Below are 22,317 nucleotides of genomic sequence, written 5' to 3' on the forward strand. Positions count from 1 at the left end.
TCGGATCCGTCCTGAGGCTCCATCGCCCTGAGCTTGCCGGTTCGCTCGCTCACGACAGGATCCTTCGGATGGCCGTGGTCAGTTCGGTGGGGACATCGATGCCGACGTGCCGGCCGTCCGCCACCACGGTCCGGCCGTCGACCATCACCCGCACGACGTCGGCGGCGCTCGCCGAGAAGAACACCCCCACCGGGGGTACGCCGGCGGTACGCGCCGAGTCCAGCCGGACGGTGACCAGATCGGCCCGCTCACCCGGGGCGATCCGGCCGGCGTCCGACCAGCCCAGCGCGGCGTGCCCGGCGGCGGTCGCGGCGGTCAGCAGCTCGACCGGGGCGAAGTGGCCCCGCCGCTCGGTGCGCAGCCGCTCGTCCAGCTCGACGGCCCGGGCCTCCTCGAACGGGTCCGCCACGGCGTGGCTGTCGCTGCCTAGACTGAGCGGGCTGCCGGCGTCGGCCAACTCCCGGGCCGGTCCGATCCCGTCCGCCAGATCGCGTTCCGTGGTGGGGCACAGACAGACCCCGGTCCCGCTGCCGCCGAGCAGCTTCCGGTCCGCCTCGCCGAGATGGGTGGCGTGTACGGCCGTGGTGGCGGGTCCGAGCACCCCGTGCTCGGCCAGCAGTTCGGTGGGGGTGCGCCCGTGCGCGACCCGGCACGCCTCGTTCTCGGCCCGCTGCTCGGACAGGTGCAGGTGCAGCGACCGACCCTCGTTCCAGTCGGCGAAAGGGCTCATCGCGTCGACCGGTACGGCCCGGACCGAGTGCAGCGCCGCGCCGATCCGGGCGTGCGGCCGGGCCGACAGCCCCCGGTGTCGCCGCGCCCAGCCGTCGAGATCACCGTCGCCGAACCGGCGCTGCGGCCCGGCCAGCGGCTGCCCGTCCACGGTGGCCGTCAGGTACAGCGTGTCCAGCAGGGTGATCCGGATCCCGGCCTCGGCGGCGGCCTCGACGAGCGCCCCGCCCATCGCGTTCGGATCGTCGTACGGCGTGCCGTCCGGCCCGTGGTGCAGATAGTGGAACTCGCCCACGCAGGTGACGCCGGCCAGCGCCAGCTCCGCGTACACCGCGCGGGCCAGCGCCAGGTAGCTGTCCGGGTCAAGCCGGGCGGCGACCGCGTACATCAGCTCCCGCCAGCTCCAGAAGTCGCCGCGACCACCGTGGGTACGGCCCCGCAACGCCCGGTGGAACGCGTGCGAGTGCGCGTTGGCGAAGCCGGGCAGGCTGAGCCCCGGCAGCCGGACCGCGTCCCCGGGCGGCGCGACCACACCCGGCGTGACCGCCGCGAACCGCCCGTCCGCCACCTCGATCAACACATCCGCCACCGGCTCTGAGGTAAGGAAGGGCACCTTGTTACCGCTTTTTGTATGGGAAGGGCCCCCTATCAACGGCTGTGCCAGGCTGGACGGTCGCGTCGGGCTCGACGGGTGGGCCGCCGCGTCGGCCAAGCCGGTCCCGGTCGGTGCGGGTAGCCAGGCGTACTCGGCGTGGTAGCGGGTCACCGGCATGCCAGCTCCACCAGCACCCGGGCCAGCGCCCGTACCCCGGCGGCGCAGTCCTGGTCGCCGGCCGACTCGGCGGGGGAGTGCGACACCCCGGTCGGGTTGCGGACGAACAGCATCGCGGTCGGCACCTGCCCGGCCAGCACCCCGGCGTCGTGCCCGGCGCCGGTGGGCAGCACCGGGGCGTCGAGCAGCCGGGCCAACCGGGCGGCCAGGTCACCGTCGAACGCCACCAGCGGGGTCACCGACTCGGTCACCACCGACACCTCGGTACGGTCCCGTCGCGCCCGCTCGGACGCCTTGGCGCGTACCGCCTCGACCAGTTCGTCAAGCGTCGCCGGCTCGGCCGCGCGGGCGTCCAGCCAGCCGGTCACCTGGCTGGGGATCGCGTTCGTGGCGTTGGGCTGCACGCTGACCCGCCCGATCGTGGCGTGCGCCCCGCGCAGCCGGGCCTCCTTGTTCGCCGCCAGCACCATGAACGCGTACGTGAGCATCGGGTCGCGCCGGTCGGCCATCCGGGTCGTACCGGCGTGGTTTCCCTCGCCGTGGAACTCGAACCGCCACCGGCCGTGCGGCCAGATCGCGCTGGCCACCCCCACCGCAGCGTCGGCGTCGGCCAGCGCGCGACCCTGCTCGATGTGCAGTTCCACGTACGCGCCGAGCCGGCCCAGCAGGTCCGGCCGGGCGCCAACGGGCGCCGCCCCGAGCGCCTCGGCGAAGCCGACGCCGTCGGCGTCGGTCAACCGCGCGGCCCGGTCCGGGTCGATCGCGCCGGTCAGCAGCCGCGACCCCAGACACGGTACGCCGAACCGGGCGCCCTCCTCCTCGACGAACGCGGCCACCCCCACCGGTCGCGACGGGCTCACTCCGGCGGCGCGCAGCTCGTCGATGGCCAGGAACGCGCTCACGATGCCCAACGGACCGTCGTACGCCCCGCCGTGCGGCACCGAGTCGAAGTGGCTGCCGGTCAGCACCGCGTCGCCGGTCGACGGCTCACCCCACCAGGCGAACACGTTGCCGTTGCCGTCCTCGGACAGCGTCATCCCGCGTGCGCCGGCCTGATCGCGGAACCAGTCCCGCAACCGCAGCTCCGGCGCGGTGAACGCGTACCGCAGGTATCCGCCACGCTCGTCGCGGCCGATCGGCGCCAGCTCGTCCCACAGCTCCCGGAACCGGTTAACAGGGGGCCCTTCCTCTACCGAATGCGATAACAAGGTGCCCTTCCTTACCGTTCGGCCATCGGGATGCGGACGCCGGTGCGCTGCGCGACCTCGCGGGCGGCGTCGTAACCGGCGTCCACGTGCCGGATGACGCCCATCGCCGGATCGTTGGTGAGTACCCGCTCGATCTTCTGACCCGCCAGGGCGCTGCCGTCCGCCACGCACACCTGCCCGGCGTGGATCGACCGCCCGATGCCCACCCCGCCGCCGTGGTGGATCGACACCCAGGACGCCCCGCTGGCCGTGTTGACGAGCGCGTTGAGCAGCGGCCAGTCGGCGATCGCGTCCGAGCCGTCGGCCATCGCCTCGGTCTCCCGGTACGGGCTGGCCACGCTGCCGCAGTCCAGATGGTCCCGGCCGATCACCACCGGCGCCGACAGCTCACCCGAGGCGACCATCTCGTTGAACCGCACCCCGGCCCGGTCCCGCTCGCCGTAACCCAGCCAGCAGATCCGGGCGGGCAGTCCCTGGAAGGCCACCCGTTCCCCGGCCAGCCGGATCCACCGGGCCAGGGACTCGTTCTCCGGGAACAGTTCCAGGATGGCCCGGTCGGTGGCGGCGATGTCGGCCGGGTCGCCGGACAGCGCCGCCCACCGGAACGGGCCTTTGCCCTCGCAGAACAGCGGCCGGATGTACGCGGGCACGAAGCCCGGGAAGTCGAACGCCCGCTCGTACCCGCCGAGCTTCGCCTCGCCCCGGATCGAGTTGCCGTAGTCGAACACCTCGGCCCCGGCGTCCAGGAAACCCACCATGGCCGCCACGTGCTGCGCCATCGAGGCCCGGGCCCGGTCGGTGAACTCGGCCGGCCTGGTCCGGGCGTACTCGGCGGCGTCGGCCAGGTCCACCCCCTCGGGAACGTACGACAGCGGGTCGTGCGCGCTGGTCTGGTCGGTCACCACGTCCACCTCGACGCCCCGGCGCAGCAGTTCCGGGAAGACCGTGGCGGCGTTGCCGACCACCCCGACGCTCAACGCCCGCCGGTCCCGCTTCGCGGCGAGCACCCGGTCCAGGGCCTCGTCCAGCGAGTCGGCCACCTCGTCCAGGTAGCGGTCGCGGACCCGGCGGTCCAGCCGGGCCCGGTCCACGTCCACGATCAGGCAGGCGCCGCCGTTCATCGTCACCGCGAGCGGCTGCGCGCCGCCCATCCCGCCGCAACCGGCGGTCAGCGTCAGCGTCCCGGCCAGGTCGGGCTGCCCGTCGCCGGCGAGCTTGGCCGCCACCGCGGCGAACGTCTCGTACGTGCCCTGGAGGATGCCCTGCGTGCCGATGTAGATCCACGACCCGGCGGTCATCTGCCCGTACATGGTCAGGCCGAGTTGCTCCAGCCGGCGGAACTCCGGCCAGGTGGCCCAGTCGCCGACCAGGTTGGAGTTGGCCAGCAGCACCCTCGGCGCCCACTCGTGGGTCCGCAGCACCCCGACCGGGCGGCCGGACTGCACCAGCATCGTCTCGTCGTCGCGCAGCGTGGTCAGGGTCCGCACCAGCGCGTGGTACGACGGCCAGTCCCGGGCGGCCCGGCCGGTGCCGCCGTACACCACCAGGTCGTCGGGACGCTCGGCCACCTCCGGGTCGAGGTTGTTCATCAGCATCCGCAGCGCGGCCTCCTGCGGCCAGCCGGCGGCGGTGCGGGCGCCGCCACGTGGGGCGCGGACGCCACCGGCCGGGGCGCGGGTCTGGGTGGACATCGGCTCTCCTCCTCGGGTACGGGCTGGTCCAGCGGGTGTCGTGCGGTCGGTGCCGGTCGGCCGGTCGGGGCCCCTCAGCCCCTCCCCGGTCCCGGGTTGGTCCGGGTCCTGGCGCCCGGTGGGATGCTGGGATCGGGTCGCGCTCCCGGGTCCGATCGTGCTCCCTGGTCCGGTGGGATTCCCGGGTCCGGTCCGGCTCCCCGGTGCGGTCGGGCTCAAACGAACAGTTGGCGGCGGGCGGCCGACGCCTCGAACGCCTCCAGCCGGGCCTGCGTCTCGGCGGGAGCCGCGTCGCAGATCGCCTGGAGCAGCACCATGGCCAGGGTCATCGGGGCGGCATGCAGGTCGAAGACGAGGTCGGTGCCGACCGCCGCCGGCAGCACCACCTCGGCGTACTCGCCGACCGGGCTGACCGGTGAGTCGGTGACCGCGACCACCGTGAGGCCCGCCGAGCGGGCCGCCCGCAGCGCGTCCAGGGTCTCCCGCGGGTACCGGGGCAGCACGAAGGCCAGCACCGCCCCGGCGCCGGCCGCGACCGCCTGTTCCAGCCGGTCGGCCAGCAGGCTGCCGCCGGAGTCCAGCACCCGCACGTCCGGATGCACCTTCGCGGCAAAATACGCGAAGTACGCCGCCAGCGGCGCCGCGGCGCGCAGTCCGAGCACCGGCAGCGGACGGCTGGCCGCCAGCACCCGGCCGGTCGCCGCGATCCGCTCCCGGTCGCCGAGCTGCTCAGCCAGCCGGCCGAGGTTGCCGGCCTCGGCGCGTACCGCCCGCTGCACCTCGTTCTCCCCGCCGGCATCATCGGCCCCGGCGGCGATCACCTCCCGCAGCCGGCGGCGCAGCGCGGGGTACCCGTCGTGGCCGAGCGCGACGGCGAACCGGGTCACCGAGGGCTGACTGACCCCGGCCAGCGCGGCGACCTCGGCGGCCGAGAAGGACGCCGCAGCCGGTGCGTGCTGCACCAGGCAGTGCGCGATGCGCCGCTGGGTTGGCGTCAGCCGGATGCCACCGACCAGGTCGAGTACCCGTTCGGTGGGTCCGGGTGCGCCCACGCTATTCATGCCAAGACTCTATGCATGAAAACTTTCACAACGCAACGGACCCGGACGGTTGGTGTCAGCTGTTGCGCAGGAACGGCAGCGGACGCGGCACGTATCCCTCGAAGTAACGGACCGGGTCGGCATGCAGCAGAGACCCGACGACGGTGCCGAAGACGTCTCGGAAGTCGACCGTGGCCTTGAGGTCGCCCTGATCCAGGTTGGTGAGACTCGGCTGTTCGCCGTAGAGGCCGCCCGCGATCCGTCCGCCCAGCACCAGCATCGGCCCGGCCGTACCGTGGTCGGTGCCGTCCGATGCGTTGGCGCGCACCCGGCGGCCGAACTCGCTGTACACCACCAGCGTGACGCGGCGCCCCGCCTCCGAGCGCGCCATCCTGGCCGTGAACGACGACAGAGCCTCGTCGAGTTGGCGTAGCAGTAGTTCCTGCGTGGCGACCTCGTCGGCATGGGTGTCGAACCCACCCAGGCTCACCGAGTACAGCCGGGTCGGAACCCCGGCCTCAACGCAACGGGCGACCAGGGCGAGTTGAGTGAAAAGAGCGTTCTCACCGCCCGTCCCGGTCGCCGGCACGGAAGGCTCAGCGGTGCTTCCGGAGTTGTCCGTCAGTTGGTGGGTGTCGTGGATCACTCGGCGCATCTCGAGCAGGTCGGCGTACGCGGACGCCGCCCTGGCCTGCATCTCCGGCTCGCCAGGCTCAACTTTCCCGAGCGCGGCAACCAGGCCCTCATCGATCCAGGGAGGCAGGTCCAAGCCGTGATAGCTGACGCAGGAGCCGATGCGTCGCCGACCCACCAGCAACGGCGGTAACACCGGCTCGAAGCTGACCGCTGTTCCGACGGGAGCCTGGGTGTCATCCAGCCAACGGCCGACCCAACCCGTGGTCGCCGGCGTGCCGGGGGACCCGGTCTGCCAGATGTCCATCGATCGGAAATGGCTCCGATCGGGTTGGGGATAGCCAACCCCGAGGACCACTGCCAAACGCTGATCGTCCCATGAACGCTTCAATCCCGTCATCACCGGGTTCAACCCCAACGCGTCATTGAGCGGTAGAACCTTGTCGGCGGGGTACGCGAGTTCGGGGCGGCCAGCCTGGTAGGCGGGATCTGAGTACGGGATGATGGTGCTGAGACCGTCGTTGCCGCCGTACAGCGTGACCAGCACCAGGATTTCATCTGGCTGCTCGGCCCGGTCGGCCGTACGCAGCAGCGTCCGAAGCCCGAGCGTGCCACCACCTGCCGCCAGCGCGGCCGCACCGGTAACCCCGGAAGCGAGCAGGAATCGACGTCGAGTGAAGGTGTCCATGTCACGTCACCGCGTATTCCGGGCTGACGAGACCAAGCGTCAACAGCATCCGGGGGTTGTTGCGCACTTCCCTCAGCACGGCATAAGTGCGATTGGTCCACCGGTCCACGCAGAGCATGACCGCGACGTCCTCCGGGGTCAGGCGACCCGGTTCCAGTTGGCTGACCAGTTTGCCGGCGAGGCTTAGTTTCAACCGGGCCGAGGACGACACCAGCCAGGTGGCGCCAGCCGGCCAGCCACCCACGCTCGGCGGCGCGAACGGTCGTTGTCCCAGCCCGCCCAGCCCGTCCAGGAGTTGAACCAGCGTGTCGCGGGGAATGCTGGCGGGGCGTACGTTCAACTGGCGCATTGCTCCGACCAGCCATTCAACTGGTTGTTTCACCAACGTACCGATGGTGGCCCGGAAGGCGTCGTCGGTGAGGAGTGCCCGGAGCATGGACATCGGCGCTGGAAACGCCGCGACCATCCGGTTCCGGGTTGCCGTCGGGATCGGCTCAGTCGACGAAGCGTAGCGAAACCACAGCCGAGTGGCGATGAACTCGGCGCAGACGGGCTGTTGTAGCAGCAGGTCAATCAGGCTGTGGGCAGTGAAGTTGCCCTGGACACCGAGAATGGTCTTCGGGCCGGTGTCGCGCGCATTCTGGTCCAGGACCGCGCGCTCCCTCCGTAGGTCGACCCGCCAACCGGTCAGAGCGCGACCAGCGGCCTTGACGTCGGCCTCGGTGTAGTGACCGATGCCGAGCATGAACAGCTCGAACAGTTCTCGGGCGAGGTTCTCGTTGGGGGCCTGTCGCGTGTTCGACTGCCCGTCGAGCCAGTAGACAAGCGCGGGGTCCACCACCATGTGGCGGGCCATGTCGGCAAAGTCCTGGGCCGAGCGCAGGGTCCGATGCTGCGCGAGCATCAGCTGAGGGCTCTTGACCTTGCGGATCGACGTGGCCCAGTGGCCGTGCCAAAAGAAGATCAGCTTCTCGACCGCCTGGTGGTTGGCTACGGTCATCCGGTCGAGCCACCACTGAGTCAACTGCTCGGCCTGGTCCTGCCTGGTCCTGTCGGCTGCCGCCCGCCGCTGGAGGTCGAGATTCGACGTGCTGGCGTACGGATCGGGTCCAAGACGCGGGAGGGAGGCCGTCGTGGCACCGATGTCGGGCCCCGGTGGTGCCGTCATCGTCAGTACCGCGTTGGCGTAGCCGGCCGCCGTCGCAGCGGCCAACTCCGCCGATGTCGGGCCGAAGGCGAGGCGGCGCAGCAGCAACCCGATGTCCTCGGACATGGGTCCACCATAGGCGATGCGGATTTGTAGGTGCGGGACCCGAGGTCATCCCTGCCGACCCTTGCCACGAAGGCGTCACCGGTTGCGATGTGGACTTACGGATTGTCGACGGTCCGGTTCTTAGCTGTCGCTCACCGTCAGGCAAGTGGGCCCCCGTCTGGCCAGCGATGATCGGCCGGATCTCCCCGACTGGCGCTCGATCGAGGAGTCAGGGGCATCCCGGCGCGAGTCGCCAGCGCTGCGGCGCTCAGCGGCACCATCGGCACCAGGGCCTTCAGCCGGAACGGCATCGATGGCATCGCCGAGATATGCTGCCGACCTGCCGGCACGGCTTCCGGGCGGGGAAAGCCGGTGGCCGCAGGTGTGCCGGTCGTAACGGGGATGGATGATTCGTGATGTCGGAGCAGGCTACGACACCAGCCGCGCTACCGGCCCCACAGCAGGCACCGGTGCCGCACGCGCCGACTCCATCGACGCGGCTGGTCGGTCGCTCCGTAGCCCTGGTGCATGAGTGGTTCGGCGCGACAGGCGGATCGGAGCAGGTCTTCCGGCGTATCGCCGATCTCGTCCCGCACGGTGAGCGGTTTGTCCTGTGGAAGGACCCCGACGTCACCGAGCCCCGGCTGCGTGAGTCATGGCTGGCCCGGACTCCGCTGCGGCACAGTAAGGCACTGGCGTTGCCGGTGATGCCACTGGTCTGGCGCACGCTCAGCCGGGAGCGCTTCGAGGTGGTCATCTCGTCCAGTCACGCGTTCGCGCATACCGTCCAACTCGGCCCACCAGAGGCCACCACACACCTCAGCTATGTACACACGCCAGCCCGGTACGTATGGAGTCCAGACTTCGACGGTCGGGGATCGAGGCCACTGCTGCGGCTTCCGCGGCGGATTCTGCAGACTGTCGACGTGCGGCTCAGCGAGCATGTGCGGGGATATGCCGCAAACTCCAGGGAGGTGCAGGCCCGGATCCGGCGGTACTGGGGTCGGGACGCCACCGTCATCAACCCGCCGGTGGAGGTGGACTGGTTCGCCGCGGCGTCAGCTGCGGACCGGACACAGTCTCGTGACTATCTGCTTGGGGTGGGACGCTGGATTCCGTACAAGAACTTCGATCTGATCATAGGCATCGCCGAGGCCGCTGGGCTGCCCCTCGTGCTGGCCGGCTCCGGGCCGGAGGAGCAGCGGCTACGCCGACTCGCTGAGCGGGTCCGTATTCCGGTCACCTTTGAGGTTCGGCCGGAACCCGAGCGGTTACGGCGGCTCTACTGGGGTGCTCGGGCGCTGCTCTTTCCCGTCCATGAGGACTTCGGCATCATTCCTGTCGAGGCCCAAGCCTGCGGTACACCGGTCGTCGGTCTGCGCCGCGGCGGGCTCCTGGAGACGGTAGCCGATGCTGAGACGGGCTTCCTGGTGGATTCAATGGATCCGCTGGCCTACGTATCTCCACTCGGCAGACTCAACGAACTATCGAACGCGCGGATCGCCTCGCACGCCACGGGCTTCTCCGCCGAGCGTTTCGAGGCCGAGATGGCCAGGTGGATCGATGATGAATGTCGCTGACCTGGACGGCACCCCCGGAGCACCGCTCAGGGTGCTGCATGTCACCCACACCGGACACCCCGGCGGCGCCGAGCTGGCTCTGGCTCGGCTGTTGACAGCCGCCCCGGCCTGGTCCGCGGGGTTGTGCTGCCCAGCTGGTGGAAATGCCTTCGATGGACTTTCGGCGTACGGGGTCACGGTCGAGCAGCGGTTACCTCCGTTACCGGTCGGTGGCACCCGTAGCCGAAGCCCGCGGCTCGCCGCTCGTTACCTGGCGGCACTGCGGGCGGGCGCGAAGGTCCTCCGGCGCAGTCCGTTGTTCGATCAGGCTCAGCTGATCCACGCGAACACCGCGCCGGCCGCGATCATCTCCGCCCTGGCTGGCCGAGGAAAACGCCCGCCCCTGGTGATTCATCTCAGGGATCTGGCCACTCCCGAGCGGCTGGGCGGGTTCGGCTACGCCGCACTGACCCGGCTGGCACTACCACAAGCTGACGGCGTGATCGCCAACTCGCAGGCCACCCTCGACGCTGTCGCCCATCGTCTGCCCACCGCCTTACCTCGTACCGTGTTGCAGAGCCCTATCGGACTATCCGACCGGGTCACCGAGCCCGTAATCCGGCCGAGGGTACGGGCAATCGGCATGGTCGGCCGTCTGCAAGCGTGGAAGGGGCAGGACGTCTTCCTACGCGCCTTCGCGGATGGGTTCCGGGGCACTGACGTCCATGCCCATCTCGCGGGTGCGCCGCTGTTCGAGGAGGAGTCATACGCGCGACAACTGCGGACGCTCGCCGTCGAGCTGGGCGTCGCCGAGCAGGTCACCTTTTTCGGGCACGTTGAGGACATAGCCGGCTTCATCGATTCTGTCGATATCCTGGTGCATGCGTCGGTTCAGGCGGAACCACTCGGACAGACCGTGCTGCAGGGCCTTGCCCGGGCAACGCCGCTGATCGCGACCGAGGGCGGTGGACCAAGCGAGTGGATCCAGGATGGGGCCAACGGTCTACTGGTCCCGCCCGGCCGTCCGGATGCGCTCGCGGCCGCGATGCGCCGTCTGGCTGACTCCAATGAGCTGCGATCGACGCTGACGATCGGCGCTGCACACACCATGGGTATCCTCTCGGACGCCGGCTGCGCGGCCGAGCATGCCGCCTTCTTCGAACGGGTGGTGCGCGATTGCTCGACCCGGCGGAGAGGCTGATTTCGGTGGGCACTCCTGGTCGCTCGCTGCGGGTCGCATACGTACTACTGAGCGAGCCGAAATACAGCGAAACATTCATCACTTCGGAAATCGCCGCGGTCCGAGCGGCCGGGGCGACCGTCGAGGTCTTCGTGGCTCGCCGCGGCAGTCGAGGTGCGGAGCTGCGGCAGTTGGCCACCACGCTGCTGCGCCATCCGCATCAGGTGCTGACCGGGGTGCGTACGCTCGGCCTGTCGTACCTGCCTCGGGCGGTGCTGGCCGGCGCGCACGCGGCGAGGTTGTCCGGCCCGGTGGCGGCCTTCAGGCCCGACGTCCTGCATGCCCACTTCGTCAACCTGCCAACCGCGATCACCGTGCTGATCGGTCGACGAATCGGCGCACCGGTGACCGGTATGGCGCACGCTGCGGACTTCTTACTTGACGGTAACGGTCGAGCACTTGATCGACGGCTCCGGTTGCTCAGCCACCTCTTCGTAATCTCTGACGCGGCCGTGGCACAGCTGACCGCGCGGGGCGTGTCGATGTCGGAGATACCTCACGGGGTGGTCCGGGCCGCGTTCAACGGTGAGGTCATGGAACGACCGAGCCATCCGACCGGTGACACCATCCGGCTGGTCACGGTCGCTCGGCTGATCGGAAAGAAGGGCCTCGACACGGGGCTGGAGGCCGTTTCCCGGCTGGACCGTGCCGGCATTCGGGTCAGCTACGACGTCTATGGCGACGGTCCGCTGCGGGCTGCTCTGATGGAGCAGGTCCGCGGGTTGGCCCTCACGGAGGTCGTCACGCTCCATGGTGCGGTCAGTCACGGGGTCGCCATGGCGGCGCTCGCCACCGCTGACGCCGCAGTCCTGCCTTGTCGTCCAGACGAGGACGGCGACCTTGATGGCATTCCCGTGTTCCTGATGGAAGCCGCCGCCCGGGAGGTACCGGTGGTAACCACGGCGGTGTCCGGCATCCCGGAGCTGATCGGATCCGATGGCGGCTGGCCGGTGAGACCGGATGATCCGGCTGCGCTGACCGACGCGCTGCGGCAGCTGATCGAGCATCCCGAGGAAGGGCGCCGACGGGCGCGGGTTCTGGCTCGCCGGCTGGGCGAGGAATTCTCTCCAGCCTTGCAGGCCCAACGGCTAGTCAACGTATGGGAACAACTCGCCAGAACCGGCGGGCGGCCGGCGCGCCTTGAGACACCTATCGCTCCCGCAACGGCGGAAGAGACGGGCGCCGCATGGACCTGACCGTCGTTGTCACGTTCTTCCCGCTACCGCAGGATCGGGGAGACCCGATTCGCGTCCTGATGATGCTCCGCGAGCTAGCGCGAGTGCGGCCGTATGAGCTGCTCGTGGTCCGTCGCCCGGAGACCACCGACCCGGATGTGGCGCGGCTACGTGCACTGCTTCCCGGGGTCACGGTACGAGACTTCGCCGCCGCGCCGTACCGGTTGAACCGGCTCGGTCCGATCGGGCGGTACCAGGAGTCCATGTTCCATGGTTTACCGCCATGGGTACGGACCCGGTACAGCCGCGACCTGCATGAGGCACTGCGCCGACGGACCGGCGTCGGACTGGCGATTGGAGAGGCGGCCGGAGCTTACGTGCGGGACACCTCGTTGCGTTGGCACTGGGACAAGGCCAACGTGCTGGCGGCGAGTAGTCAACAGGACATCGACGAGGCGAGCGGAGCGGCGCGGCGACTCCGGGCCCGGTATCTCGCACGAATCTCCGCCGCGTTCGAGCGCGAGGTGCTCGCCTGCTGCCAGACCGTATCGGTGACCAGCGCCGAGGAAGCAGACCGCCTGGCCCGCGCTTACGGTCGAACCGCAGACTTCACACTGCCGAGCTGTGTCCCACTGCCAGTTGGGCATGTACCTCGGCCAGTGGATCGGCACCTCGTGTGGCTGGGCAGTTTTTCCTACCGGTCGAATCTGCTTGGCCTGCACCGGTTCCTGGCCGAGGGGTGGCCTCGGCTCCGGGACGCCGGTTACCGCCTCGAACTTGTCGGATCCGGTCTGACCCGATCCGTCCGTGATGGCCTGACTCGATACGGCGGGCTGGAGGTGACCGGCTGGGCACCGGACTTGAGTCCCGTGCTCGCCCGAGCCCGGGCGGCGGTCGTGCCGCTGTGGAGTGGTGCGGGAGTCAAGCTGAAGACCTTGAGCCTGCTGGCCCACTCGGTGCCGGTGTTCAGTACTCCGACCGGGCTGGAGGGCGTCCCCCCGACGGATGCGACCAGACGGGCCGACACCTCGGAAGGACTGGCCGCCGCGATTCTTGCGGCTGGTCCAGCGGACCTTGATCGGATGGCTGGCGAAGCGGTACGTCTGGTGCAGGACCGCTTCTCGGAGGCGCGCTTCGGGGAGCGGCTGATCGCCTCGCTCGGTCGGACCGGGCAGCTCGGTGCCGTGGTACCGCGAGAGGATCCGTGATGTCCGCCCGGAAGCTGGCGTCTGCTTCGGTTGCGAATCTACTGATCCCGATCAGCGGACTGCTGGTCAGCCCTTTTCTCTCCCGTGAGTTGGGCCCCGACGGGCGGGGCCTGTACGCCGCGCTCACGCTGCCGATCGTGGTCTGTGGCTGGATCGGTACCTACGGTTTGCAGGACGCGCTCAGTTATCACGTTCGGGAAGGGCTGCTGTGGAGCCGGGGCGCTGCGAAGGTCAGCCTGGTGGCGATCGTGCCGCTCGGCGTGGTCGCCATCGGTTTCATGGCGGCGTTGGGCCTCATCATCTTCCCTGACGGACACCGGTACGAGCAGTTCATGACGTTGGCGCTGCTCGCGCCCCTGCACGTGTTGGCGAACCTGATAATCGGCGCGTTGACCGGCGGCGCGGACATTCGCGGGGTGAACCTGGTCAAGGTGGTGCCGGCGCTTGTCCGTACCGTTCTGGTGATCTTCGGCTGTCTGGTGTTCGATCTGAGTGCGTACCAGGCCGGCCTGATCTTCGTCGCGTCGGTGGTGACAGGACTGGCCTTTGGGCTGGCCCGGCTCCGGTTGGTGCCGGTGCGGCCAGGGGCTGCCGAGACACCAGCGGTTACTGACAGAGCGACCCAGCCGTCGCGGCAGGTGCCGGTCGGCTCGTTGATCCGGTACGCCCTGACCTGCCTGCCTGGGGTGCTCGCAGCGATCTCCAGCGCCCGGCTCGACCAAATTATCGGGCTACCACTGATCGGGTCACGGGAGCTCGGGTACTACGCGGTCGCGGTGAGTGTTGCCGAGATTCCGATGGTGCTCGCCACGGCGGCCAGAACGGTGCTGATGGGACGCCCAACGAGCGAAGACGCCCGGTCCGCGACCGGGGTTGCCCGGCTGGCTGTGCTGTCATCGGCAGCCGCCTGCGGGTTGCTGGCGGCCTGTGCCGGTTTCGCAGTACCGCTGGTCTTCGGCCCCGACTTCGGGCCGGCCGTTGCGCCGACCGTGGTCCTTTGCCTCGGCACTGTCTGCTACGCCTGCACAACCGTCTACAGCGCGGCGCTGCTGGCGGGCAACCGTCCCGGATGGTCCTCGGCGGCGCTGGTGGCGGGTTCCGCACTCGGCGTTGTAGCGCTCGTGATCATGGCACCCTGGGGTGCCATGGGCGCCGCCCTTGCGAGTCTCGCCGGTTACACCGCCGCGATGCTCATCGCGGGTATCGCAGTCCACCGGGCGCCGACGCTCGGCTCGGTGCGGATGCTTACGGTGCCCTACGCGGAAGACATCCGCGTCGTACATCAGAAGGTGACGCAGATGACGCAACGGGTACTCCGGTCGTTCACCGCGCTGGTGGCCGGGGCCGACAGGTTGGCCGCGACGGGCGGCACCAGCGGCACAGGGCCGGGTCGACGGCTCAACCGGGTGGCAACCGGCTATCGCGGGTTGGACGTCGGCACCCTCGGGGTGGCTGCGCTGATCCTGCTGGCCTGGATACGAGTGCTGGCACCTCAGGCTATGCAACTGTTCGCCAGCGGGCGTCCCGCTTTCAACTCCAGAGAGAGCCTCGTTCCACCGCTCGGCGAGGCGGTTGGTAATGGGCTGACTCTCTTGTTCCTGGTGGTGGCGGCTGGCCTGAGCGGCCACGGGCTTTGGCGTGGACGCCGAACGGACGGACGCCGGCTGGGTGTCGGCCTCGCCGCCCTGGTGGCCGTAGATGTCGCTGGTCTGGTACACGGGCAGATGCCCGGTCCGGTCGCGGTGGCCCTGCCGCTGGCGGCGTTGGCAATCTGGACGCAGCGGCCCGGGGAGGAAGCCTTCGGCCTTCTCGGCGTCCTCGGCGGGCTGACCGCCCTCGGCTCGATGCTCTTCGCCGCGATACGTCCCGATCTGGCACTGCTCTCCGGGGCGGCATCGGGGGAGAAGTCCGTTCTACTCGGTGGCCTACTCGCCGGGCCGTACCTGCACTCGAACGTGCTCGGTCTGATGCTCGCGCTCAGCGCCCCATTCGTGTTCCTGCTGCGATCCGCCGCGGTTCGTCGGACATGTCTGGTCATGATCCTCGCCGCGCTGCTGTGGACCGGGTCGCGGACCAGTCAGCTGGCCGTTGGTGCGGTACTGCTGTGTTACCTGCTGCTGCGGCTGCTCCGGGGTCGGACCCGACCGGTATCGGTGGTGCTCGCGGCCGGAGCCCTGCTCGTGGTGGTGGTTCCGTTCCTCACCACCGACCCCGAGGGCTTCAGCAAGCGGGGCCAGATCTGGACGGCACTGCTTGACCGCTGGTACGAGAGCCCGCTCGTTGGCTGGGGGCCAAAGGTCTTCCAGGAGGATCCAGAGCTGGCTGTCGACCTCGGTGGTCAGTTCAATCACGGGCACAATGTGATGGTTCAGCTGCTCGTCGTCGGTGGTCTGCTGGCCCTCGTCCCGTTCGTGGCGCTGTGCTGGCTGGCGTGGCGTCGGTCGGTCGACCTTGCCGCACACGGCCGACCGACGGCACTGCTCTTCCTCGTCGGGCTTGTGTACGTCTCGTGGCTGGAGGCGTCACATGTGTCGACCACGCTGTCCGGCTACCTTGTCTGGCTGCCGTTACTGATGATCGCGCTGGCCGAGCCGCTCTCGCCCGCCACATCGCCCGCCCGACGGGAAGCAACCGCCGCCACCGGACACGGAGAACCGGTGGCGGCATCACCCGGACCGGGTGCGTCGTTGCCGCCGGGTGGGCCGCAGTTGCCCGAGCCCGGCGGTACGACCGTGGCAACCAGTCGGGATGGAAGCCGTTAGAAGATCAGCGTGTCGCGTAGGTAGTTCACGATCCGACGCAACTGGTTCGCACCGTCCACCGGTGCCGTCATCCGGAACACGAGTTGGTGGTCGAGCCTTCCCTCTGCACCGCCGCGCCAGTAGGCGACCACCACCAGGCCGTACCGGCGCTCACCATCGATGTCGAGGGAGCTGTTCTCGGCGTAGCAGGAGTAACGGCCGCTCTGGATCCATTGCAGGCTCCACGCCTCTTCCGACTTGCGCATGGCGGCCTGCTGTTCCTTCGGGCAGCCGTTCGGGCAGTCCCGGACGATGATCTCGCCGCCGACCTGAGACTCTCCGACCATACCGAGGCCGCAGTAATAACGTGCGGAGGTCTGGGTAAGGCCGCTGGCCGTACACTGCCAGTTCTGCGGCACCTTGATCGGGAAGTCAAGCCCTTTGAGGTCGGTCAGGGTCCGTACGCTGTCCTTCTCTTGAAAACGCGACCACCTGGCCGGCCACGCCCCCGGCCTGGGAGGCTCAACTCCCGGCCTGGACGGCGGGGCTGCGCTCGCCTCTGGCGAGGGCAGGCTGCCCGGGGTCGAACTGGCGCTGCTGGACGCCGTCGTCGGAGACTCGTGACTGGACTCGAACACTTTCACCACGACCAGAACTGCGCCGGCCAGTACCACCAGGACCAGCGCGCCAAGTGCGATCCATCGGCCGTTACTGCGTGACTGCGGTGGTGAGGGCATGATTCTTGGCGCGTTCGGGTTCGGCACATCCATGCCGAATCCTTCCGGCCGAGTGGCGCGGGTAGTTGCCGGTGGCTGCTCGCTATAGGACGCCGTAACAGCGTAGGGCGGACCAGATACCGATGGTGGACCGGATACCGATGGTGGACCGGATATCGACGGCGGACCCGACACTGACGGCTGGGCCGAAACCGGTGTCCCGGAGACGGGAAGCGGAGCACCGCTGGTGGGCGAGGCGGCATCGGGCGAGGCCTGTGGGAGAGCGACAACCGGTGGAGTTGCGATGCTGGGCGGCACGGCGGGGGCTGTCTCCGGCACAGCCGCCGTCTCGGACAGGGGGATAGCAGACAGACTCACGCCGAGTAACTGGAAGATGCGTGCCGCCCGGGCACCGTTGATGGCGCTGTAGGCCACCCATGGGCTCGAAGCGGACAGGTCGGAGGTCTCTTCGGCGGCACCGGGCTGCTCGTGCCGGACGGCCGCAGCAGCGGTGGTGAACGCCTCCCGCCAGCGTGGGTCGGCCGCCGGGGCGGCGTCCAGTTGGGCGACCATGACAGGCATGCCGCGATCGTCCACTCCCGACCACAGGGTGCCGAGTGGTGAGGACGCCAGCGTCCTGACAAACTGATACGGGTTTTGCTGTTGCATCTGTGCGCCTTCTCCGCTCTCCCTGCTGGTGAATCCTAGCGCTGGCCTGGCATTCACTGGGTGGGCGCGGGCAGCAGACGACACTTCCGACGATCTTGACGGGGTCGTACCGCGCTGTTTGGTCGCAATCGCCGCTTATGGTCAGCGACCGGTGCCCCGAGACACCTCTACGACCGTGCGCAACAGCACCTTGATGTCGAGCCAGAGTGACCAGTTCTCGATGTAGTAGTTGTCGAACCGAGCCCGATCGGAAATCGAGGTGTCGCCCCGCAGGCCGCTGACCTGTGCGAGCCCGGTCAGCCCGACGGGCACTCGGTGGCGCATCGCGTAGTTCGGGTACTCGGCCGAGAACTTCTCCACGAAGTGTGGCCGCTCCGGTCGCGGGCCGACGACACTCATCTCGCCACGGAGCACGTTCCAAAGTTGCGGTAGTTCGTCCAGGGACGTGCGGCGCAGGAACCGTCCGATCGGTCCGACCCGCCGGTCGTAGGCTATCGACCAGTTCGTCCGGGACTCGTGCTCGTCAACCGGGCGCATCGAGCGGAACTTGACCAGCTTGAACGGTCGGCCGTACCGGCCGACCCGTTCCTGCCGGAAGAACACCCCACGACCTCCGTCGAGGAATGTCGCGGTCGCGCACAACAGGAGCACCGGGCTCAGAACGAGCAGTGCCACCGAGGCGAACAGCACGTCGAAGACGCGCTTGACCGCCCAGCGGGGACCGGAGAGCGTGGTGTCACCGATCTTGACGATCGGGATGGCCCCCACGTGGTCCGGGTATCCGCCCTGGGACCGGGATCCCCACAGCCGCGGTACCGCCCACAGGTCACAACGCGAGCCCACCTGCCGGAGCACGATCTCCATCAGCGTCGGTTCCGGACAATTCGGGTCGGCGATGACCAGAACCTCGCACTCCACCATGGTTACGAGCTTTTCGAGGTCGTCGAGGGTGCCGATCATCGGCGGTCCGCCGGCGCCCTGCCGCGACGAGTCGTCGACCAGACCGACGAATCGCAGGCCGTACTGGGGATAGCGGCGAAGCAACCGGGCGAGTTCGACGCCGAAGGGTCCGCCACCCACGATGATGGTGTTGTGCTCCACCCAGCGGCGTTTGCGGGCGACCAGGGTGAGCGTTCGACTGACCACCCGGCCGATGATCACCAGCCCGGCGGAGAGCGCGACGTCGTTCATGAACCCGCTGACGTACTGGACCGAGTCGTGTCGCTCGGCCGCGATGATGGCCACCGCCGCCCCGGACGCCAGCAACCGTCCGCACAGGCTCGGTAGTTCGTCCAGGATGCTGAGGTGTCGCCGAGCCCGGTAGAGCCCGCCGGCGGCGAAGATGGCTACCGTGAGCGCGGTGTTGGCCAGCGTCCCCCGCCAGTAGCTCTGGCTGATCAGCAGCGGCGCGAGCAGCGCGACCACGTCGACGGGCGCCGTCATCATCCAGGCCCGGAGTCGGCGGGTACGCTTCGAGGCTCGGGAACCGGCGTACGGCAAAACGGCCGTCGTGTCGAGACCGGCGCGTGTCCCACTCACGGCCGGATGGCCTGACATGGTCGATCCTCCCCGTGGCAACCCTTGCCGGCGTACGACGCAAGCCGAAGGCGATCGAAGGCTATGAGCGGGCTGACCGCGCCGCCAGACCCGGCTGCAAGATATTACTTGGCGGTATTCAGGATGTCGGCGACGGAATCCCGGCGAACGGCGTTGAACAGCGTCTTGGCTTTGGCCGTGTCCGCGAACACCACGCTCTCGGTGCCCACCCTGCCGGTCCCCTTCGACGGGCAGGTGAAGAAGCCCAGGTTCCCAGACCGCAGGTGACGAAGCTCCATCGCCAGGTCAAGCGGGGACAGGGATTTGTCCACCGCCACCGCGTTCGCCGTGGCCTTCATGAACGAGTTCAGCTTGCTCGGGCTGGTCAACACGCCGCCGGAGGCGGCCTTGTCGAGGATGGCCTTGATGACCTGCTGCTGGTGCTTGATCCGGGCGAAGTCCCCGTTCGCGAACGCGTACCGCTCACGGGCGTAGTCGAGCGCCATGGCGCCGTCCATGGTCTGTCGACCCTTCACGAACTCCCTGCGCCCATCGGGGTTCAGCGAATGGGTCGAGGTGAAGCTCTGTTCGACGTCGATCTCGACGCCACCCAGGGCGTCGACGATCTCCTTGAAGCCGGAGAAGTCCACCATCGCGACATGATCGATGCGGATGCCGGTGAACTCCTCGACCGTCTGGACCATCAACGGCACACCGCCCCATGCGTACGCCGCGTTTATCTTGGCGTCCCGGCCGCCCCGGCCCTCCTTGGACCTGGGTACGTGGACCCAGGTGTCCCGGGGGATCGAGATGAGCTGGGCGCTCGATCGGTCCTTCGGTAGGTGGGCGAGGATGATGGTGTCGCTCCGGGAACCCGAGGCGCTCTCCGGGTCCCGCGTGTCGCTCCCCAGGACCATGATGTTCATCGCGCCCTGTGCGACAACCGGTGGGCGGGACGCCTCGGGCACGTCATTGAAGGCATCGACGCGTTCGATCTTGTTATTGATCGAGCGGTAGTAGAGCGTCCCGGCGACCGCTCCACCCGCACCGACCAGGACCACGACCAACAACACGATCAGGGCGACCCGTCGGCCGCGCCGCCGACGGGGTGCGGGGACGATCGGACCGCCAGCATCCTCTACATTGGATGGCAAACCGGACTCGTCCGGTCCGGCGTCGAGGGTCTGATGGCGATCCGGCATGTCAACGATGCTACTGACTCACCTTCTGCCATGGTGGCCCTCGTCCGACCGGTCAGGATCGACCATCCGGTCGAGGGCTGGACATCCTCCCTTTCCCGGGCGACCGGTAGACCTGACCGCGCGGTCGGAGTACGACGGAACGGGCCAGACGGTGCCACGACCTGCCGTCCCGGCACGCCCGGCATGCCTTGCTGATAGAACCCTGCCATGGACATGATGCGGCTGACGGCCATCCACACGTACCCGGTCAAGGGTTGCCACCGGCTGGACCACGACACCGCCGCGGTGCAGCCGTGCGGGCTCGCGGGCGACCGGCGGTGGATGGTGGTCGACCCGGCCGGCATCGGCGTCACCCAACGAGAGGTCCCGGCGCTCGGATCGCTGCGGGCCGCGCCACACCCCGACGGGCTGCTGCTGGGCGCCCCCGGCCGCGACGACCTGAGGATCGTCGAGCCGGTCGGCGCCGAGACCGTACCGGTGCGGGTCTTCCCGAACCGGATGGCCGTACCGGCCCAGCCGGCCGGGCCGGTCGCGGACGGGTGGCTCGGCGACCTGCTGAACCGCGACGTGCGGCTGGTCTGGCTGGGACGGCCCGGTCGGCACCTGCCGCCCGACGATCCGCGCGACCCCGGTGACCAGGTCAGTTTCGCTGACTCGTACCCGCTGCTGCTGGTCAACGAGGCGTCGCTGGCCGCGTTGAACGGCTGGTTGCGGGATTCCGGAAGCCGGGAGGGTCCGCTGCCGATGGACCGGTTCCGTCCCAACATCGTCGTCGACGGGGCCGAGCCGTGGGCCGAGGACGCCTGGATCGGCGGGCGGATCCGGGTGGGACCCACACTGTTCCGGGTCGCCGGCGCGTGTAACCGCTGTGTCGTCACCACCACGGACCAGGAGACGGGGGAGCGGGGCAGCGAGCCGCTGCGGGTGCTGGCCCGGCACCGTCGCGGGGACGACGGCCTGCTCTTCGGGGTGCATCTGGTCCCCGAACCGGTGGCCGGCGACCTCCTCGGATCGGTCTCGGTCGGTGACCCGGTGCTGCTCTCGGCCTGCGACCCCCGGCCCGTGGTGAACGTCTGAGGAAGCCCGCCCGCTTAGGTCTTGCTTAGGTCCATTGCTTCCCGCCCGCCCGGTCCGGCAGCATCAGTCGCCGTGGATCACGTGGTCAGCCAGCAGCCCGACCGGTCGTCCGTCGCCGACCCGTATTCCGTCCCCGACCGGTCCCCGGTCCCCGAATCGCGGCGGGCGCCGCGCCGGTGGTCGGTCCGCTGGCTGGCGGCCGGCGGTGTGGCGACAGCCGCCGCGGTGGTCGGGCTCGCGGTCGCCGTCCAGGCCGGCGGGGCGCCGGCCTGCGCCGCCCTCGCCGCGCCGGCCCGCCGCGCCGCGCCGCTGGGCCAGGCCGCGCCGCCGACCGGCAGCACCGTCCACAAGGGCAAGGCCACGTTCTACGACTCGAAGGGCGCCGGCGGAAACTGTTCGTACCCGGTCGCCCCGGCCGACCACCGGTACGTCGCGCTCGGACCGAGCGAGTACGCCTCGGCCGCCGGGTGTGGTGGGTACCTCGACGTCACCGGTCCACGGGGCACCGTACGAGTGCTGATCATGGACCAGTGTCCGGAGTGCGCGGCGGGCCACCTCGACCTGTCCGCCGAGGCGTTCGCCCGGATCGCCGACCCGGTCCAGGGAATCGTTCCGGTGAGCTACCGTGCCGTGGTCAACCCGTCGCTGCCGGGCCCGCTGACGTTCCGGCTGAAGGAGGGCTCGTCGCAGTGGTGGTTCGCCGTCCAGGTCGGCAACCACGGCAACCCGTTGCGGTCGGTCGAGGTGCGCGCGGGCAGCGGCGGCTCCTGGCGGTCCGCCGCCCGGCAGGACTACAACTACTGGCTCATCGAGGCCGGGGCCGGCCCCGGGCCGTACTCCATCCGGGTGGTCGACGTGTACGGCCACCAGGCGGTCGCGACCGGCATCCGGATGGCACCCGGCCAGGTCCAGCGCAGCTCGGTCCGGATGTACGGCGCGGGCGCCCGCTCGGTACCCCGGGCCGTCCATCCCAGCCGAACCGCCGCACCCAGCCCGCGGCCGAGCCGTACCCCCACACCGACCCCGTCCGCGATCCCGGCGGACGCCGGGATCGCGACCGCTGACACCGGCGCGCTGGTCGCGTCCACCGGCGCGGTCGCGGCCCCCACCAACTGCGGCTGACCGGGCGGCGCCCCGGTCCGGTCCGCGTCCTGGCCAGCGTTACAGCCCGTGTCCTGGGC

General features: G+C 69.6%; 16 protein-coding genes. 7 read left to right on the top strand and 9 right to left on the bottom strand.

From position 1 onward, the window contains the following. Nucleotides 1-49: 49 nt before the first annotated feature. The 6 genes from ACXN5W_RS20000 to ACXN5W_RS20025 all read right to left on the bottom strand — a co-directional run bounded on the left by ACXN5W_RS20000 (nucleotide 50) and on the right by ACXN5W_RS20025 (nucleotide 8,034). Nucleotides 50-1,495 carry a formimidoylglutamate deiminase gene (locus ACXN5W_RS20000; RefSeq protein WP_473159879.1) on the bottom strand — a complete coding sequence of 482 codons (1,446 nt, stop codon included), beginning with the start codon at nucleotides 1,493-1,495 and terminating at the stop codon, nucleotides 50-52. Beyond that, complete coding sequence (locus ACXN5W_RS20005) at nucleotides 1,492-2,709, bottom strand: allantoate amidohydrolase (protein WP_473159858.1); 1,218 nt, start codon at nucleotides 2,707-2,709, stop codon at nucleotides 1,492-1,494. The genes ACXN5W_RS20000 and ACXN5W_RS20005 overlap by 4 nt, the downstream gene beginning before the upstream one ends. 11 nt (nucleotides 2,710-2,720) lie before the next feature. Beyond that, nucleotides 2,721-4,400 (bottom strand): urocanate hydratase, encoded by a 1,680-nt coding sequence (gene hutU, locus ACXN5W_RS20010; RefSeq protein ID WP_473159859.1) that lies wholly within the window; start codon nucleotides 4,398-4,400, stop codon nucleotides 2,721-2,723. Nucleotides 4,401-4,615: 215 nt separating this feature from the next. Continuing rightward, the gene (locus ACXN5W_RS20015; RefSeq protein ID WP_473159860.1) at nucleotides 4,616-5,461 is read right to left on the bottom strand and encodes a MurR/RpiR family transcriptional regulator; all 846 of its coding nucleotides are present in this window, start codon (nucleotides 5,459-5,461) and stop codon (nucleotides 4,616-4,618) included. Nucleotides 5,462-5,516: 55 nt separating this feature from the next. Next, complete coding sequence (locus ACXN5W_RS20020) at nucleotides 5,517-6,761, bottom strand: DUF1501 domain-containing protein (protein WP_473159861.1); 1,245 nt, start codon at nucleotides 6,759-6,761, stop codon at nucleotides 5,517-5,519. Between the two features lies 1 nt (nucleotide 6,762). After that, nucleotides 6,763-8,034: a DUF1800 domain-containing protein gene (locus tag ACXN5W_RS20025; protein ID WP_473159862.1), complete on the bottom strand. Its 1,272-nt coding sequence runs from the start codon at nucleotides 8,032-8,034 to the stop codon at nucleotides 6,763-6,765. Between the two features lie 503 nt (nucleotides 8,035-8,537). On the opposite strand from ACXN5W_RS20025, the gene ACXN5W_RS20030 reads away from it, so the two are divergent. From ACXN5W_RS20030 to ACXN5W_RS20050, 5 genes are all read left to right on the top strand, one after another. Further along, a complete protein-coding gene (locus tag ACXN5W_RS20030) occupies nucleotides 8,538-9,593 on the top strand; it encodes a glycosyltransferase (protein ID WP_473159863.1) in 1,056 nt (351 codons plus the stop codon). Further along, on the top strand, nucleotides 9,577-10,773 hold the full coding sequence (locus ACXN5W_RS20035; RefSeq protein ID WP_473159864.1) for a glycosyltransferase: 1,197 nt from the start codon (nucleotides 9,577-9,579) through the stop codon (nucleotides 10,771-10,773). Before ACXN5W_RS20030 ends, ACXN5W_RS20035 begins: the two co-directional genes overlap by 17 nt. Then, nucleotides 10,749-12,008 (top strand): glycosyltransferase family 4 protein, encoded by a 1,260-nt coding sequence (locus ACXN5W_RS20040; RefSeq protein ID WP_473159865.1) that lies wholly within the window; start codon nucleotides 10,749-10,751, stop codon nucleotides 12,006-12,008. Before ACXN5W_RS20035 ends, ACXN5W_RS20040 begins: the two co-directional genes overlap by 25 nt. Nucleotides 12,009-12,091: 83 nt before the next feature. Further along, a complete protein-coding gene (locus ACXN5W_RS20045; RefSeq protein WP_473159866.1) occupies nucleotides 12,092-13,195 on the top strand; it encodes a glycosyltransferase family 4 protein in 1,104 nt (367 codons plus the stop codon). Beyond that, a complete protein-coding gene (locus tag ACXN5W_RS20050) occupies nucleotides 13,195-15,957 on the top strand; it encodes an O-antigen ligase family protein (RefSeq protein ID WP_473159867.1) in 2,763 nt (920 codons plus the stop codon). The genes ACXN5W_RS20045 and ACXN5W_RS20050 overlap by 1 nt, the downstream gene beginning before the upstream one ends. Here the strand turns inward: ACXN5W_RS20050 and ACXN5W_RS20055 are convergent. From ACXN5W_RS20055 to ACXN5W_RS20065, 3 genes are all read right to left on the bottom strand, one after another. Beyond that, the gene (locus ACXN5W_RS20055) at nucleotides 15,954-16,706 is read right to left on the bottom strand and encodes a hypothetical protein (RefSeq protein ID WP_473159868.1); all 753 of its coding nucleotides are present in this window, start codon (nucleotides 16,704-16,706) and stop codon (nucleotides 15,954-15,956) included. The genes ACXN5W_RS20050 and ACXN5W_RS20055 overlap by 4 nt on opposite strands. Nucleotides 16,707-17,462: 756 nt before the next feature. Next, nucleotides 17,463-18,878: a sugar transferase gene (locus ACXN5W_RS20060; protein ID WP_473159869.1), complete on the bottom strand. Its 1,416-nt coding sequence runs from the start codon at nucleotides 18,876-18,878 to the stop codon at nucleotides 17,463-17,465. 104 nt (nucleotides 18,879-18,982) lie between these two features. Further along, nucleotides 18,983-20,059, bottom strand: coding sequence for an LCP family protein (locus tag ACXN5W_RS20065; protein ID WP_473159870.1), 1,077 nt, complete (start codon nucleotides 20,057-20,059; stop codon nucleotides 18,983-18,985). Nucleotides 20,060-20,275: 216 nt separating this feature from the next. Between ACXN5W_RS20065 and ACXN5W_RS20070 the strand changes: the two genes are divergently transcribed. Further along, the gene (locus tag ACXN5W_RS20070) at nucleotides 20,276-21,136 is read left to right on the top strand and encodes an MOSC domain-containing protein (RefSeq protein ID WP_473159880.1); all 861 of its coding nucleotides are present in this window, start codon (nucleotides 20,276-20,278) and stop codon (nucleotides 21,134-21,136) included. A 72-nt stretch (nucleotides 21,137-21,208) separates the two neighbouring features. Continuing rightward, the gene (locus tag ACXN5W_RS20075) at nucleotides 21,209-22,258 is read left to right on the top strand and encodes an expansin EXLX1 family cellulose-binding protein (protein WP_473159871.1); all 1,050 of its coding nucleotides are present in this window, start codon (nucleotides 21,209-21,211) and stop codon (nucleotides 22,256-22,258) included. Nucleotides 22,259-22,317 lie beyond the last annotated feature (59 nt).

The organism is Plantactinospora sp. A48, from assembly GCF_055793945.1.